Origin of the sequence: Sporosarcina obsidiansis, from assembly GCF_009651005.1 — a bacterium.
Taxonomy (GTDB): Bacteria; Bacillota; Bacilli; order Bacillales_A; family Planococcaceae; genus Sporosarcina; species Sporosarcina obsidiansis.
On record NZ_WHVW01000002.1, the window covers coordinates 1 to 15,675 of the forward strand.

General features: G+C 41.6%; 15 protein-coding genes and 1 riboswitch. Of the genes, 5 read left to right on the forward strand and 10 right to left on the reverse strand.

The features are described from left to right. The 6 genes from GD002_RS01645 to GD002_RS01670 form a co-directional block, all read right to left on the reverse strand. Nucleotides 1-278, reverse strand: a 278-nt coding sequence (locus tag GD002_RS01645; protein ID WP_194841432.1) for a transposase, incomplete at its 3' end; no start/stop codon positions are given. Between the two features lie 294 nt (nt 279-572). Next, nucleotides 573-2,195, reverse strand: coding sequence for a long-chain fatty acid--CoA ligase (locus GD002_RS01650; RefSeq protein ID WP_153730596.1), 1,623 nt, complete (start codon nt 2,193-2,195; stop codon nt 573-575). Between the two features lie 265 nt (nt 2,196-2,460). Continuing rightward, nucleotides 2,461-2,919, reverse strand: coding sequence for a small multi-drug export protein (locus tag GD002_RS01655; protein WP_153730597.1), 459 nt, complete (start codon nt 2,917-2,919; stop codon nt 2,461-2,463). A gap of 108 nt (nt 2,920-3,027) precedes the next feature. Continuing rightward, nucleotides 3,028-3,993, reverse strand: coding sequence for an ornithine carbamoyltransferase (gene argF / locus GD002_RS01660; RefSeq protein WP_153730598.1), 966 nt, complete (start codon nt 3,991-3,993; stop codon nt 3,028-3,030). 143 nt (nt 3,994-4,136) lie between these two features. Further along, nucleotides 4,137-5,222: a M42 family metallopeptidase gene (locus GD002_RS01665; protein ID WP_153730599.1), complete on the reverse strand. Its 1,086-nt coding sequence runs from the start codon at nt 5,220-5,222 to the stop codon at nt 4,137-4,139. 42 nt (nt 5,223-5,264) lie between these two features. Beyond that, nucleotides 5,265-6,251 (reverse strand): diaminopimelate dehydrogenase, encoded by a 987-nt coding sequence (locus GD002_RS01670; protein ID WP_153730600.1) that lies wholly within the window; start codon nt 6,249-6,251, stop codon nt 5,265-5,267. A gap of 273 nt (nt 6,252-6,524) precedes the next feature. Between GD002_RS01670 and GD002_RS01675 the strand changes: the two genes are divergently transcribed. The 3 genes from GD002_RS01675 (at nt 6,525) to GD002_RS01685 (ending at nt 9,058) form a co-directional block, all read left to right on the forward strand. Continuing rightward, on the forward strand, nt 6,525-7,694 hold the full coding sequence (locus GD002_RS01675; RefSeq protein ID WP_153730601.1) for an MFS transporter: 1,170 nt from the start codon (nt 6,525-6,527) through the stop codon (nt 7,692-7,694). A gap of 26 nt (nt 7,695-7,720) precedes the next feature. Next, nucleotides 7,721-7,764: riboswitch (PreQ1 riboswitch) on the forward strand. 123 nt (nt 7,765-7,887) lie between these two features. Then, a complete protein-coding gene (gene queF / locus GD002_RS01680) occupies nt 7,888-8,385 on the forward strand; it encodes a preQ(1) synthase (protein WP_153730602.1) in 498 nt (165 codons plus the stop codon). A gap of 7 nt (nt 8,386-8,392) precedes the next feature. Beyond that, nucleotides 8,393-9,058: a queuosine precursor transporter gene (locus GD002_RS01685; RefSeq protein ID WP_153730603.1), complete on the forward strand. Its 666-nt coding sequence runs from the start codon at nt 8,393-8,395 to the stop codon at nt 9,056-9,058. 54 nt (nt 9,059-9,112) lie between these two features. Here GD002_RS01685 and recQ read toward each other — a convergent pair whose 3' ends face one another. The 3 genes from recQ to pssA all read right to left on the reverse strand — a co-directional run bounded on the left by recQ (nt 9,113) and on the right by pssA (nt 11,979). Beyond that, on the reverse strand, nt 9,113-10,882 hold the full coding sequence (gene recQ / locus GD002_RS01690) for a DNA helicase RecQ (RefSeq protein WP_153730604.1): 1,770 nt from the start codon (nt 10,880-10,882) through the stop codon (nt 9,113-9,115). A 39-nt stretch (nt 10,883-10,921) separates the two neighbouring features. After that, nucleotides 10,922-11,338, reverse strand: coding sequence for a hemerythrin domain-containing protein (locus GD002_RS01695; protein ID WP_153730605.1), 417 nt, complete (start codon nt 11,336-11,338; stop codon nt 10,922-10,924). 107 nt (nt 11,339-11,445) lie between these two features. Further along, complete coding sequence (pssA, locus tag GD002_RS01700; protein WP_153730606.1) at nt 11,446-11,979, reverse strand: CDP-diacylglycerol--serine O-phosphatidyltransferase; 534 nt, start codon at nt 11,977-11,979, stop codon at nt 11,446-11,448. 56 nt (nt 11,980-12,035) lie between these two features. On the opposite strand from pssA, the gene asd reads away from it, so the two are divergent. Further along, entirely contained in the window at nt 12,036-12,815 is a 780-nt protein-coding gene (asd, locus tag GD002_RS01705) for an archaetidylserine decarboxylase (protein ID WP_153730607.1), read from the forward strand. A gap of 17 nt (nt 12,816-12,832) precedes the next feature. Next, entirely contained in the window at nt 12,833-13,321 is a 489-nt protein-coding gene (locus GD002_RS01710; protein WP_153730608.1) for a DedA family protein, read from the forward strand. A 139-nt stretch (nt 13,322-13,460) separates the two neighbouring features. Here the strand turns inward: GD002_RS01710 and GD002_RS01715 are convergent, their stop codons facing one another. Next, nucleotides 13,461-15,629 (reverse strand): bifunctional diguanylate cyclase/phosphodiesterase, encoded by a 2,169-nt coding sequence (locus tag GD002_RS01715; RefSeq protein WP_153730609.1) that lies wholly within the window; start codon nt 15,627-15,629, stop codon nt 13,461-13,463. Nucleotides 15,630-15,675: the final 46 nt, after the last annotated feature.

Below are 15,675 nucleotides of genomic sequence, written 5' to 3' on the forward strand. Positions count from 1 at the left end.
AGGAACCAGCGGTATGCCACATTCGTTTCGATTTCTTTGATGGTCTGTCGCATGGAGCGGATTCCGAAGGTATATTGTATGAACGTCATCTTAATCAAGACTACAGGATCAATACTGGGACGTCCGATGGTCGAATACAAATCCTCGACGAGTGGATAGATAAACGAAAAGTCGATGGTCGCGTCCAGTTTCCGCACTAGATGATCTTGCGGCACCAACTGTTCTATGGTGAGCATCTCCAACTGTTCGCGTTCATTCATCTGGTTTTTCGTCATCATGTCCATCACCTCAAATAAATGTTCAACAGGCACCCAGTTGATTGGAGCGGAGGATGGCGACTCCTGCGGGAACAGCACGAGCCGAAGACCCTGGACTGAGCGCAGCGAGGGAAGCGGCTGAGGCCGTGCCCGCGGAAAGCGTCCATCCGCAGCGGAAATCAACTTTTCCTGGCGTTTACTCTATTGTAAAAGAAAATAGACTGTAGGAAAACTCCAAATTTCCGGAGTTTGTCTACAGTCTGCAAGAATCCTCTACTAATAAAAGTAGAGGATTCTTTGTTGTGTAAGTTTACATCAGCTTCCTTGATAATGCTCCTGTAATTGGTCGCGCAGAGCGGCTTTCAGGAATTTCCCTACGGATGTTTTTGGAATTTCTTTAACGAATAAAATTTCGTCCGGAACCCACCAACTGGCGAATTGGCCTTTTAAATACTCTTTCAGTTCTTGTTTTTTGCTATCGTCTTCTGCGATGCCATCATGTAGCACAACGCAAGCAAGCGGTCGTTCCATCCATTTTTCGTGAGGTACTGCAATGACTGCTGCTTCATAAACAGAATCATGCGTCATCAGTGCGTTTTCCAGATCCACTGAAGAGATCCACTCACCACCACTCTTAATCAAGTCTTTTGTTCGATCTGTCAACTTCAAATAGCCATCCTCGGTCATGACTGCAATATCTCCCGTGTAGAGCCAGCCATCTTTAAATGCCTCTTCCGTCCGATCGTCTTTATAATATTCACTCGCAATCCACGGTCCTTTTACTGTGAGCTCGCCCATTGTCTTGCCATCCCACGGAACTTCGCCTTCTTCATTGACGACCCGTATCTCTAAACCAGGCATAACTAAACCTTGCATTGCACGCACTTCGATTTTCTCATCCATCGTTAAATCTTCCATCGAGGAAGTCAGTACGGACAGACTAACAAGTGGACTCGTTTCTGTCATTCCATAGCCCACTACGAATGGAATATTGTACTTCTCTTCAAAAGCACGAATTAGTCCTTTCGGGGAAGCGGAACCTCCGCAAACAATCACACGTAATGATGATAGATCACGTGGATTCTGTTGCAGTTCCTTTAATACAGCCAACCAGATGGTCGGCACACCAGCAGTGATTGTCACTTTTTCCGACTCGATCAAATCCAATAGTACAGCAGGATTAAAGCCTGGCCCTGGCAATACTTGCGTTGTACCGAAAAATACACTAGCAAATGGTATCCCCCACGCATTGACATGGAACATCGGAACAACCGACATGGCGATATCACGCTCACAAAGACCCATTGCATCTGCAAGCCCGAGTGCGAAACTATGCAAAACAAGTCCTCGATGCGTATAAACCACACCTTTTGGATTCCCTGTCGTAGCCGATGTATAACATAAACCGGCTGGCGTATTTTCATCTAAATCTTCGGGATAGTCATATTCATCTGAAGCACTATCTAACAGCGCTTCATAGGAATGAACATTTTCTAGGGATGTCTTAGGCACGACTTTGGAGTCACCCATCACAACAAAATGTTTCACCGTCTTCAACATCGGTGCCATTTTTTCAAGATGAGGGAAAAATTCCTCGTCCACCAACAAAATTTCATCTTCTGCATGATTAATGATATAGACGATATGTTCAGGTGACAATCGAATATTGATCATATGAAGGATCGCACCGGTACAAGGTACGGCAAAATAAGCTTCCAAATGCCGATGGTGGTTCCAGGCAAAGGTACCCACCTTTGTTCCTTTATCCATCCCCAAGTGTGTTAACGCATTCGATAATTTCCGTGTTCTCTTTGCCCATTCACGGTAAGTAAACCGTTGAATGCGATCCTCTCCTGTACGTGAAATGATCATTTTGTTAGGAAAAAATCGTTCAGCTCTTGTGATAAATGATGATAAAATTAACGGTGTCTGCATCATATCCATCCGCTCCCTTTTTAGTAGAAGTGAAAATCATCAATCCCTCTTCTTGCCAATTGTTCAGCAACTTGTCCCATTTGCTCCAATGAAAAATGCATGTGCGCAGCTGGATTGAATATGTTTCCCCGGATGTACTCTATGCGCAGATCAACCCTACTATGAATGTAAGCAAGATTCATTGGGTTTACTTTACAAATATAGTATATACATTATCTAACTATTCTGTCTACATAAGAATGTATTTGTCTTTTAACGATTTCAAGTCCTAAGAAAGACCATGACGAAACCATTGAAATGCATCAATACCTAAAGCTGCTAGCACCCCAAATACGATGGACCAAATGCCAAGGCTGAGTAAAAGCCAGGTAGCAGTTTGTTGTTTAGATGAGCCAAGCGTTAAAGCCAAAAATGCAGCAAGATGTGACCCAATTAATACAGGACCCAGTAAGGCCAAACCCAAAATTCCATAGCGTCTCCAGATATTCTCAGCCCGCACTGTTCGTTTAGATGATTTCGTCACGTTTTTCTTCTTTTTTCTTTCCCACCACGCCTTTACCTTATGAAAAACGATGATCTCTAGTAGAATTGTGGAAGCATTCCCAGCAAACCCAATTACAATAGCAACTGTTGGTGACAAACCACGAAGGATGCCTAACGGTACAGCAACCAGAACCTCAAATCCTGGTATGGCAGCAGTTAAAAATACGAGTAGATAGGTAAGCATCATGTTTCCTCCAAGGTCTCAATGAGATATTAAAGCAAATGAACATCACATCGACATTATAGCAAAAAAACTGCTCTCCTATTTACCAGGAAAGCAGCCAAATTTTCATTATAATAAAGAAGCTAAAATCGCCTTCTGTGCATGCAAACGATTACCTGCTTGCTGAAATACGTAAGAGTTCGGTCCATCAATTACGGATGCCGCCACTTCTTCTTCACGGTGAGCGGGCAGACAGTGTAAAAACACATAATCCTTTTTCGCATGACCAACGAGTTTATCGTTGATTTGGAAGTCCTTGAAATCTATTAAGCGTTTTGCAGATTCTTCCTCTTGCCCCATACTAGTCCACACGTCCGTATAGATTGCGTCCGCTTCAGAAGATGCTTCGATCGGATCGTACGTAGCCGTGACACTACCTCCATTTACATCCGCAATTTTCTTAGCTTTCTCTAACAAGCCTGCATTGTATTCATAACCTTCTGGCGTCGCAACGGACACATTCATTCCCATATGTGCTCCCGCGATTACCAATGAATGGGCGACATTATTGCCGTCTCCGATATACGAAAGCTTCAAGCCTTTCAAATCGCCCTTCACTTCTTTAATTGTCAATAAATCCGCCATAGCCTGACATGGGTGGAAAATGTCTGTCAATCCATTAATGACAGGAACAGACGTGTGCTCTGCTAACTCTTCCACCATCTTATGAGACTTTGCACGAATCATGACACCATCTAAAAATTCTGAAAGGACATGCCCCGTGTCGTAAACTGACTCTCCACGGCCAATCTGCAAATCACGAGCATTCATGAATAGACCATGTCCACCTAAATGAATCATCCCTACTTCGAATGAAATCCGAGTACGCGTCGAATGCTTTTCAAAGATCATTCCGAGTGTCTTACCAGCTAATACAGGTGGCATAATACCTGCTAATGTATCTTGTTTCATGTCATACGCAAGTTGTAGTAAATATGCAATTTCTTCACTCGAATAGTCGAGAAGCGTCAAAAAATCGCGTCCTTTTAGCGTATCTTTTTCTATAGTTGCCTTCGTTTGATTTCCGTTCACCATTTCTTCATCCCCTACCGTCTCTTTGAAGTATGTATGAACTAGTATACATATGTATAATTATGAAGTCAAATGAATTTTTATTAATTAATAGAATTGTTTTGAAAAAAGCGATACCAAATAGGTACCGCTGTAGTCTTATGGATTTATTCGAATGTAATCTGTTTTACCTTCTCTGTATCTAAACGTTTTACTAATTCAACTAATAACCTGACTGTATTTTCAAAGTCCTCACGGTGGAGCATGGCGGCATGCGAATGGATGTAGCGAGTTGGGATACAGATGGCTAATGTTGGGATTCCTGTACCACTCAAATGAATGGATCCAGCATCAGTACCGCCACCTGCCATGGTCGCAAATTGATAGGGAATGCCCAGGTCTTCTGCCGTCTCCACAACAAAATTGCGAAGTCCTCTATGTGAGACCATCGATGCGTCATATAATAGAATTTGTGGACCTTCTCCCATATTACCTACCGCTTCTTTAGATGATATCCCTGGTGTGTCACCTGCAATTCCCACATCAACTGCAAACCCGATATCAGGCTGAATTTTATTCGTGGCAGTTTTTGCTCCACGCAATCCCACTTCCTCCTGAATTGCCCCCACACTGTATACGCGATTTGGATGGTTCTCGTCTTTCAACTGTTTCATCACTTCAATTGCGATGGCGCAGCCAATTCGGTTATCCCAAGCTTTGGCCAATAAATAATTTTCATTTTTCATGACGGTGAATTCGAAATATGGAACGACCATATCTCCTGGAAGAATCCCCCATTCTAGAACTTCTTCTTTTGAGGCAGCTCCCACATCGATAAACATATCTTTGATGTCGACTGGTTTTTTGCGTGCTTCTGGTGGTAAAATATGTGGCGGTTTAGAACCGATCACACCCGTAATCGTCTCATTTGAACGTGTTACGATGGAAACTCGTTGCGCAAGCATGACTTGGGACCACCAGCCGCCTACTGTTTGGAAATAAATGAAGCCTTTGTCGTCTATTCTTGTAACCATAAAACCCACTTCATCTAAGTGACCAGCGATCATTATTTTCGGTCCGTTCGTGTCACCTTCTTTGAGAGCGATTAATGAACCAAGGCCGTCATGCTCTATTTGGTCAGCAAATGGTTCGATGTGTTTTTTCATGACATCTCGCGCTTCCCGTTCATTGCCAGGGATACCGCGTGCGTCCGTCAATTCTTTCAGCATCTCTAAAGTTTTATCCAGTTTCATAAAAGATCCTGCCTCCCTTTTTACATACCAATCAAAAATCCATTACAACAGTTCTTTCCGTAAATCAGCTGGTGATTTCGGGGATAACAAGCCTGGTGCGATATCATATACAGTTTTTGCACCTGTATCGCCTTTTTGTTGTAATTTATATGCTGCCCGTGCATACGCTACCAATACACTTGAAGTAAATTCTGGGTTACTATCTAATTTTAATGAAAATTCAATTACTTGATCTGTGTTTTCGCCTGTTTTTCCGCTTCTTATAACGAATCCGCCGTGTGGCATTTTCGCATGATCGCGGCGAAGCTCTTCTTCTGTGATGAAGTTGACAGTCGTATCGTAATCTGCGAAGTAATCAGGCATAGTAACGATAGTTTCACGAACTTTCTCTTCACTAGCCCCTTCTTCTAATACGACATAGCATTCACGTGTATGTTTTTCTTTCGTGGAAAGTTCAGGTTGTTCACCGCTACGCACACGATTGATGGCTTCTTCAGCTGGTAATGTGTACTGAACGCCTGCTTTGACTCCCTCGACTCTTCTCACTGCGTCCGAGTGTCCTTGACTTAATCCCTTACCCCAGAATGTGTATGTTGCGCCTTCTGGCAAAATCGCTTCACCTAGTAGACGGTTGATCGAGAATAAGCCTGGGTCCCAGCCAACTGAAATAATAGCTGTTGTCCCCGCAGCATGTGCCGCTTCATCGACAGCAGCAAAGTATTCAGGTATTTTCGCATGCGTGTCAAAACTATCAATAATTGTAAAGTTTTTTGCCAACGCAGGACCTTGTTCGGGTAAATCATTTTTAGAACCACCACATAAAATTAACACATCGATGTCTTCTTTAAATGATTCAATTTGATCCAATTTGTATACGGGCACTTGTTTTGAAAGCAATTGGACGTCCGCTGGCTCTCTTCGCGTGAACACTCCAACTAATGTCATATCTTCATTTTGACTAATAGCCGATTCAACCCCACGACCTAAATTTCCGTACCCTGCGATTCCTACTCGAATTTTGTTATTCACGCCAACCCATCTCCTTCTTCTTTCTTATTTACCTTTCTCATTTTACAGCGAAGGATAATAGATTGCGAATATTTTCACCAAAAGTGGAGACGGCTGTTTAGCTCCGACAGGCGTTGGAAGACTAGCTTTAAAGGCGCCCTTTGCCTTTACTACTAGTCTGAAACGTCACGCAATCATATCCAGGAAGAATCATGTAAAGCAGTTCCGTTTATTTCAGTTGGTTTCATGGTAAAATAGAGAGCAGTTGAATTATTTGTAAAGTAGGGGTCTATTATGCGCTTTTTTGTCTATTTAATTGTTTTCTTTTCTTTCTTTGACTTATTTTCACAGCTTCCTATTATAAGTCCTTTTGCCATGCAACTAGGCGCTTCCTCTTTCATTATCGGTTTGGCTGTCGGGATTTATTCGTTTGCCAATACGTTCGGTAATATAATTTCAGGTATTTTAACCGATCGGAGAGGGCCTTTTTACATTTTGCTGTTTGGCTTGTTTTCTTCGGCACTGTCTTTGTTCTCTTATGCAGTCATTGAAGGACCCATGACATTGATTGGCATTCGTTTTCTGCATGGGTTAACGGAAGGTCTTATTATCCCTGCGGCGTTTACTTTCCTGGCGAATCGTTCCGAACGTTCGAAACGAGGTCGCAATGCAGCAATATCTGGAGCTTTTGTTGGCTTGGCAGCTATTTTGGGCCCTGCCTTTAGCGGGATCGTTTCCGTTCGGACGAGTGTTGTAACCATTATGACGATTAATGGCATCTTCATGTTACTATTGACGATCGGAGCTTTTTTATTTTTACGTTCGTTTACATACGTCAGAAAAATAAAAACAGATGCACAAAAAGCAGTCAAACCTTTGGCGTTTTTCCGTCATCCAGGGATTATCCGAGCGTTTCTGGGCGCCTTTTTCCTAATGTTTTCACAAGGTGTCCTTGCTCTCGTCCTTCCATTGAAAGTGGAATTCTTGCATTTTGATGCAAAGACAACAGGCATGCTACTAAGTGTGTTCGGCTTAGTTGCGGTGTTGATATTCCTTCTTCCGGTCAATCGGATTTTTGACGTAGCACGGCCGATGTTGACGCTCGCGATCGGGATGTTTCTCATGAGCGTTAGTATGCTGTTTTTATCCCAAGTAAATGAATTACCATGGATGATGACGGCCATGATTGTGTATGGTATCGGATTTGCTTTGCTATTTCCGTCCATCAATTCCTTGTTAATCGATTCCACCGAACCTGAATCTAGAGGTAAGGCGTATGGCTTCTTCTATGCATTCTTCTCAATTGGTGTCGTGGCGGGATCTAGCACTATTGGTGTATTGGATGTAAGTTTTCAGGGTGCGTTTATGGTAGCGAGTGGGATTTTGTTCATTGTGGCACTCTTCACGCTGTATGGTCTCCGAAAAGATACACGGCCTGTTGACAAAACGACCACAATCCAGTAATGTCTTGTTTGAAACGAATAACCCGTCCGGGAGAGGTTCATAGCGACCCTCTATAAAAAACTATGGATGATGAATTTTCGCCATGTCCATTGACATGGCTTTCTTTATTTTCAGCAGCCTTTTTTGCAGAAAAGAGATCGTAATTCAACCCGTCTATGAACCTCCCTGGCTACACACTCAGGAGGTTTTTTAAATGGCAGGAAGAGATGAATCAACTTTACAAGACTTAACATTACTAGGGAACCAGAATACTGTTTATGATTATTCTTATAATCCCAGTCTACTTGAATCAATCGATAATTTACATCATGAACGTGACTTTTTCGTAAAATTTAATTGTCCGGAATTCACATCATTATGTCCTCAAACTGGACAACCTGATTTCGCAACGATTTATATTAGCTTCATTCCAGATCGAAAATTAGTCGAAAGCAAATCGCTCAAGCTCTATTTATTTAGCTTCCGTAATCATGGTGATTTTCATGAAGACTGTGTCAATTCCATTATGAATGATTTAATTGAACTACTTGAACCGCGCTATATTGAAGTGTGGGGCAAGTTCACACCGCGTGGTGGTTTATCCATCGATCCCTATTGTAATTACGGCAAACCCGGCACGAAATTTGAACAAATGGCTGAGCAGCGTTTGTTTCAGCACGATCTTTACCCTGAGAAAGTAGATAATCGGTGAGTAAGTGATGAGATACTATTTAAGTGGAATTTTTGTTGGTCTACTCATTCTATCTAATATTTTAGCTATAAAATTGGTCAGTTTCGGTAGCTGGATTGTATTGCCAGCTGCGGCAATAGTCTATGTATGTACGTATCCAATTTTGGATGTGCTGACAGAAACATATGGTAAGGAAGCAGCACGACAGACTGTATTGACTGGTTTGATTGCACAGCTTATATCCATCTTTTTTATTTGGCTCGCGATTCATTTACCGGCAGCTCCCTTTTATGAAGATCAAGAAGCCTTTCAAACGATCTTTTCAGCAGGCTTCCGTGTGACTCTTGCCAGTTTAATCGCCTATATCGTCAGCCAGAATTTGGACGTGACGATTTTCCATAAACTTAAGGAGAAACATGGCGAGAAAAAGTTATGGATTCGTAATAATGCCTCTACAATGGCAAGTCAATTAGTCGATACGGTAATCTTCATTGCAATTGCGTTTTATGGTACTATGCCATTGAGTGCTTTACTCGGTCTGATCCTAACACAATATGTTTTCAAATTTGTTGTCGCCATTCTCGATACACCACTAGTCTACTTATTAGTAGCTTTGTGTCGCCGAATCGAAGCGAGACATTATAAAAACTCCCGACTTCAAGCTAATTCGGATACGGTGGCTTCTAATCAGTGAATTGTCTAATATAAAAAGAGTCTATTCAATCAAAACTGATTGAGTAGACTCCTTTTATGCTTGCTGAGCTGCAAATTCCTGGATGACTTCCAAGAATACATCCCCATAACGTTCTAACTTTGTTTCCCCTACACCTTGCACCGTCAGCAGTTGTTCATCTGAAGCTGGCATTTTGGCTACCATATCACGCAACGTCTTGTCTGAAAAAATAACAAATGGTGGGACTCCTGCTTCTTGTGCCAATTTCAAGCGCAGAGAACGTAATTCATTAAATAACGGATCGTCTTTGGCGACGACCGTCGTCACCATCTCGCCCTTACGCCAGACTTTCACTTTTCCAAGTAATACATCCTTCCCTTCCTCTGTAACAAAAATGATCGGAAACGGTCCACTTTCCACTTGCAAATAATTCTCGGATATTAAGAACTCGATGAAATCCGCTACATCCTTCGCGCTACGTTCTTTCAGCAGACCATATGTCGTGAGCTGATCAAAATTAAATTCCATCAGTTTCTTGTTTTTCGAGCCTGTTAATACTTGGGCAACCATCGTTTTACCGAACCGCTGTCCCATCCGTATGACGCAAGATAGCACTTTTTGTGTGTCGACTGTAACATCAAATTGCTCCCGCGTGTCCGTACAGTTGCCGCATCGCTTACAGTCTGTAGCCTCTTCTTCACCAAAATATGTGATAATATGCTTCTGCAAACAGCCTTCAGTATGACAGTAATCTACCATCACTTGCATTTTCTTGATTTCATTCGATACACGAGATGGATCCGGGGACTGTTCAATGAGGAAGCGCTGGGTTTGCACGTCTTGTGAAGAAAACAGAAGATAACAATCGCTATCTAACCCGTCTCGTCCCGCTCTACCGGCCTCTTGATAATAACTCTCCATGTTTTTCGGCATTTGGTAATGAATGACGTATCGGATATTGGATTTATCGATGCCCATTCCGAAAGCGTTTGTCGCTACCATGACACGTGCTTCTTCCATAATAAATCGATCCTGTTGATGTTGTCTTTCCTGATCGGATAAGCCGGCATGATATTTCGCTGCAGAAATGCCACTTTTTTGCAGTGTCAAATATACCTGCTCAACAGCTTTTCGAGTCGCAGCGTAAATAATACCCGATTCGTTCTTGTTCTTTTGAGTGTAATCTTTGACGAATTGATCACGGTTTTGACCTTTCACTACAGAAAACACCAGGTTTGTCCGCTCGAATCCTGTTACCACACGACTTGCAGGCGGTATATGCAATTGCTGGCAAATATCTTCTTGAACTTCCGGTGTGGCTGTCGCTGTCAGTGCAAGAATGATCGGCCGGCTATTTAAATAGTCTAAAATACGATGGATATTCCGGTAACTCGGACGGAAATCATGTCCCCATTGAGATATACAATGTGCTTCATCAATGGCGATTAGAGGAATTGTCATTTTTTGTAGTTGATTCAAGAAAGATTCGGAATCTAACCGCTCAGGTGCTACGTATAATAACTTATACCTGCCATCCAAAGCGTTATCCATCGTACCGAAATATTCTTCGCTGGATAGTGTACTATTGATATAGGCAGCAGGGATGCCTAGTTGGTGCAATGCATCTACCTGATCTTTCATTAATGAAATGAGCGGAGAAATGACGAGAACAGTTCCCTCCATTGCTAAAGCAGGCACTTGGTAACAAATAGACTTCCCTCCGCCCGTCGGCATGACACAGAGCGTATCATCTCCTTGCAGTACTTGCTCGATAACTCGATGCTGTCCTTCACGAAACTGTGAATAGCCAAAATACTTATCTAGTATGTCCAATGGATTCTGAATGGTTCCTACCTCCTTTTCCTACTATAATAATCGGATATTTCACCGGAATAATAAACGCTCTTCTTCTCGGCTATGTAATTCATTGATGACCAATAAACCGTAAAACTTCTGCATGATTTCAGGAGTAATCTGTTGATCCGTTTGGCGCAAATCTTCAATATCCTGTACAACCAATCGCATCAAATCATGATCACGGGTAAGTTGGATGATCTCCCGTTCAAGTTCCGGGTTCTCTGCAAGGATCTCTTTATAGAAACCTTCTTCTTCCGCATCTGCATGACTGATAACTCTGGTCTTCCAGTAGTCTAGTAAGTCATCACAAGCTCGGTTCATCATTTCTTGCTCACCTTGCTCCAAAAAACCTACTAAATCTTCCATTTTCATTACGGCTCCTGAGAGACCGCCTTCATGAATCGCCTTATGTGAATGAAGCTGTCTCAATGCGGGTCCTGACATTTCAACCACCCCTTCTTCGTTTCCTTAAGCATACCAGAATTGCAGATGTTGTGAAAGTTTCCCACAATGAAAAACGTCCTGTAGGCGACTCCCCTACAAGACGTAATTTAGACTTTTGCAATACGTATGCGACTCACCATCAACCAAGCTAGAACTCCCATGAAAATAACGAAATATGGCGCTTGAATATACGGTACAGCAAAATAACTTAAGGTCAGTAAAACACCTGCAGCTGTAATCGGCAAACCGAAAAACGTTCCATCAAACTCTTCTACATTATAACGGGCTAAACGTACTGCACCTGCCAAAATGTAAAATATAACTGCTGTTACACCAATCCACAATGTTTGCGACAATGCAACTTCATAGATGAGAATAGCCGGTGCTACTCCAAATGAAACTAAATCACTAAGTGAATCAAGTTCCTTTCCAAATAATGATTCAGCATGGTAATGCCTAGCCACCATCCCATCAAATCGATCAAAAATTGCTGCAAAGAAAATGAACATTAAACTCATATGCCCATGACCTTTTAACACAAGTAAAATAGCGATAATCCCTAAACTCAAATTAAAAAGTGTTATGATGTTAGCCAATTGTAATTTTATTTTAGTATAATCAAAATACCTGAATGAAAACATCTCATTGCCTCCTCGTTGATTAACCTATTATAAACTTTCATGGAAAGGAAGAAAAGATGAAAAAGCATATTTTCCAATCATTTGTCGAATTAACGGCTCATCCGTTTAGTTCTTCACTATTAAAACAATTTACTACTTCACCCATCAGCAAGCCACTGATCAAGCCGTTTGCTTCTTTCTATCATATTCAGCAACAAGAAGCGGAATTCCCAATAAACGAATATGGTAGCTTAAATGATTATTTCACAAGGTCTTTAAAAGCTGATAGCCGCCCTATTGATAGCGACCCAAATGTTTTGGTTTCGCCAGTCGACGGAGTGCTAAGCTGTTCAGGCCCCATTGATGAGCAACAGCAATTTGTCGTAAAAGACAGAACATACAGCCTCACTGCCCTATTTGGTGATCAATACAAAGCGCAGCCTTATGAAAACGGCTATTATTATTTGCTTTACCTATCGCCACGTCATTATCACCATTTCCATTATCCGATCTCCGGGAAATTAATTAGTCGCTATGCATTAGGAACGACTTCTTATCCAGTAAACGATCTAGGGATTCGCTTAAAAAATGAATTATTCTCTACTAATTATCGGCTCATTTCGGAGATAGAAAGTACGTTTGGACGGATTGCTATTGTAAAAGTGGGCGCCTTGAACGTAAATAGCATTCGTATTGCAGATTCAACAACAGACTGTGTGAAGGGGCAAGATTTCGGTCACTTTGCATTCGGTTCGACGGTAATTTTATTCATTGAAAACAAAAGCACTTTTATTCCGATAAATACCCCTTTTACAGAAGTGCAGGTCGGTGATAGAATTGGAGCGTGGCAATCATAAGTAGATGAGGTTTTAAAATGGAGCATGTTCAGGAATATATTGTTCAGTATGGTTATCTCTCCGTTTTCTTCTTTTTGGCACTAGGTATCCTTGGGTTACCGATGCCAGATGAATTAATCGTGACATTTGCAGGCTATTTGGCATCTGCTGGTACTTTTCGTTTTGTCTTTACGATATTTTTTACGATTTCCGGCGTGATGGTCGGGACATTGTTCACATATACGCTCGGAAGAAAAATTGGCAAACCGCTCATTCATCGGTTCGGCCGCTATCTATTCCTCTCCCCCCATCGTATGCAAAAGATAGAGCGTTGGTTTATGGCCTACGGTTCCTGGACGGTGACAATCGGTTATTTCTTGCCAGGCATGCGGCATTTTGTTTGTTACGTTTCAGGGATGAGCGGAATGAGTATACAGCGATATATCTTATTTGCCATTCCGGGTGCGATCGTGTCCACGACTATTTGCGTCCTCCTTGGTTATTTTATTCGTTTACCGTTTTTCTAAGCCAACGTGTAATTTAAATGTGTTGTCCCCTTTCCTCATACAGAGAGAAAAGGGGGTTCTTCTATACATCATGTCGTGTATTGGAAGCTTAAATCTCAGACATACTTATCACGTATTCACTCTAAAATTGACAGCATCGTTACCAATCCATTTCCTTACCTAACATATGGACCGCCTCTTCTACTATGAGAGGCTTACTGATAAAATAACCTTGTATTCGCTGAGCACCGAATGTTTGTAATAGACGCATTTGCTCTAGTGTTTCCACGCCTTCTAGTACAGTAGTTTGATCCAAGGCTTTTGCGATATCAATTATTCCTTTTAAGATAGCTTCTGCACCTGGTTCCCGCCGTTCGACATCTTGAATGAATGCGCGATCTACCTTCAAATACTGAAATGGCAGTGTGGTCAAAGATGATAATGAAGAATAACCAGTACCGAAGTCATCGATAGCCGTCTGTATTCCTAACTCATTCAGCGTTCGTAAGATGTAAATGACTGAATCAACCTTTTCCACTATGACAGACTCCGTCACTTCAAAAATAAGTAACGATGGATCAACACCTGTCTCTTCCAGCATGCTGTATACATCATGCAAAAAGCAGTCATGATGCAATTGCATAACAGACACATTCACACTTATGGTGAAGTCCTCATAACCAGCTTGACTCCATTCATTCGCCTGACGCGCTACAGAATTCATAATCCAGCGTCCCGTATCCACGATGGCTTCATCTTCCTCCAAATGCGATATGAACTGACCTGGACCAACCTCGCCTAATTCAGGCAATTTCCAACGGATTAAAGCTTCAAACCCAACGATCCGGTTATCTTCTATACTATAAATTGGCTGATATACCATGTAGAACTCTTGTCTCTCAAGCGCTGTACTTAGACAGCGAACTAATTGACGATTTTCTTTATTCAAATTAGCTATTTCTTCATTATAGAGAGTGAATTGATTGCCGCCTGCTTTGCTAGACTCCTGGCTTGCTAATACTCCGTTCTCTAAGAACTCTTCATCTGCATCCTGATCAATTAGTACGCCACCAATACTTGCAGAGACATTCACTTTTAATTCGTCTTCAATCGTCATATCGTAATGAAGTAGTTGAACAAGTTCTTCCCCAAGTGCAGAGGCGCCTTCCACTGTATCGTATTCTTTAGCAAATAAAAATAATGCATAGTCAAGACGATATGACCGACCGCGGGGTTCGTAATCCACAAGTAAGGAGCTAGTTTTCAAGAGGAGCTGATCTGCTGTTTGATAGCCAAACCGTTCCATTAGTTCAGAAAAACGATCTAGCCGTATAATGTAGACCGCCAGATGGGAGGTACCCCATTCAAAATCTTTTCTCTCAATATCCTGTGTTACTTGCAGACGATTCGGAAGACCGGTCAGCAAATCTTTTTTTAGACGATCATCTGCTTGTCTCTCTAAATACGAAATATAATAGTAGATCAAGCCTCCGACGACAATTGTCAATAATACGAGTAAGAGCATTTTCAATAAAGAGTTTTCCATCTCCTCAAGTTCTGGGTTCTTCATTGAATCTACTACCACGGTCCAACCCGTAACTGTCTGGCCATACTTCAACATATGACCTGACTGATCTAAATAAATTGTTCCGTATCTTTCCTTTTGTACCAAATCAATGTTATTCACATGTGCAAATCCATTTTCTCTCTCTATTCGTTCTGATGGATAAGAATGAATAACCTCCCCATTTTTTAAAAAATAGACGGCTCCAGAGAGACGAAAACTATTTGTAATTTCTTTTATGATATCTTCAATATTAATAAGCCCAGATAACACGCCTATAATTCGTTCATTTTCATCTCTTACAGGCACTACGATGGAAGTGACTTTCACATCAGGGTCCTGTGCCAAAGGAAATACATCACTTATGAGAGTTTCACCTTGAAGTGCTTGCAAGAATGACTCCCTCTTTTTCACTTCCAGTCTAGAACCATCGTCTGCGATAATCTTCCCGTCAGGCTTTATAAAACCAAGTGCTGAAAAGTAATTCTTAATATCATGTTGCCTTTTGAGGTATTGGGCGACCTCTTTTTCATCATCTACTATATATGGGATGTAATCAGCCATCAGTTGTACATCACCTATTCGTCTCGAAGTAAATAGATCTACTTCTGAGATAAAGTTGTTTAGTAATTCTTGCGTTTGACGTTCCACTGTAGATTTCAGAAAATCTTTTGTCGATCGGTAATCCAATATAATCAACGTTGAAAAAACTAGTAATGTCAGTAGCAGCATAATTTTAATCCAGCTATTTTTAGTGAATTTCATCTTCTTATTCTCCAATCAACTTATCCATTGACCATACAGCCTCATA

Excerpts from the sequence above, each read along its gene's own strand:
- asd (WP_153730607.1), top strand. The coding sequence starts at position 12,036 with ATGAAAAAGCATATTTTCCAATCATTTGTCGAATTAACGGCTCATCCG.
- GD002_RS01685 (WP_153730603.1), top strand. The coding sequence starts at position 8,393 with ATGAGATACTATTTAAGTGGAATTTTTGTTGGTCTACTCATTCTATCT.
- GD002_RS01665 (WP_153730599.1), bottom strand. The coding sequence starts at position 5,222 with ATGAAACTGGATAAAACTTTAGAGATGCTGAAAGAATTGACGGACGCA.
- queF (WP_153730602.1), top strand. The coding sequence starts at position 7,888 with ATGGCAGGAAGAGATGAATCAACTTTACAAGACTTAACATTACTAGGG.
- GD002_RS01710 (WP_153730608.1), top strand. The coding sequence starts at position 12,833 with ATGGAGCATGTTCAGGAATATATTGTTCAGTATGGTTATCTCTCCGTT.
- GD002_RS01715 (WP_153730609.1), bottom strand. The coding sequence starts at position 15,629 with ATGAAATTCACTAAAAATAGCTGGATTAAAATTATGCTGCTACTGACA.
- GD002_RS01650 (WP_153730596.1), bottom strand. The coding sequence starts at position 2,195 with ATGATGCAGACACCGTTAATTTTATCATCATTTATCACAAGAGCTGAA.
- argF (WP_153730598.1), bottom strand. The coding sequence starts at position 3,993 with ATGGTGAACGGAAATCAAACGAAGGCAACTATAGAAAAAGATACGCTA.
- pssA (WP_153730606.1), bottom strand. The coding sequence starts at position 11,979 with ATGTTTTCATTCAGGTATTTTGATTATACTAAAATAAAATTACAATTG.
- GD002_RS01675 (WP_153730601.1), top strand. The coding sequence starts at position 6,525 with ATGCGCTTTTTTGTCTATTTAATTGTTTTCTTTTCTTTCTTTGACTTA.
- GD002_RS01655 (WP_153730597.1), bottom strand. The coding sequence starts at position 2,919 with ATGCTTACCTATCTACTCGTATTTTTAACTGCTGCCATACCAGGATTT.
- GD002_RS01695 (WP_153730605.1), bottom strand. The coding sequence starts at position 11,338 with ATGTCAGGACCCGCATTGAGACAGCTTCATTCACATAAGGCGATTCAT.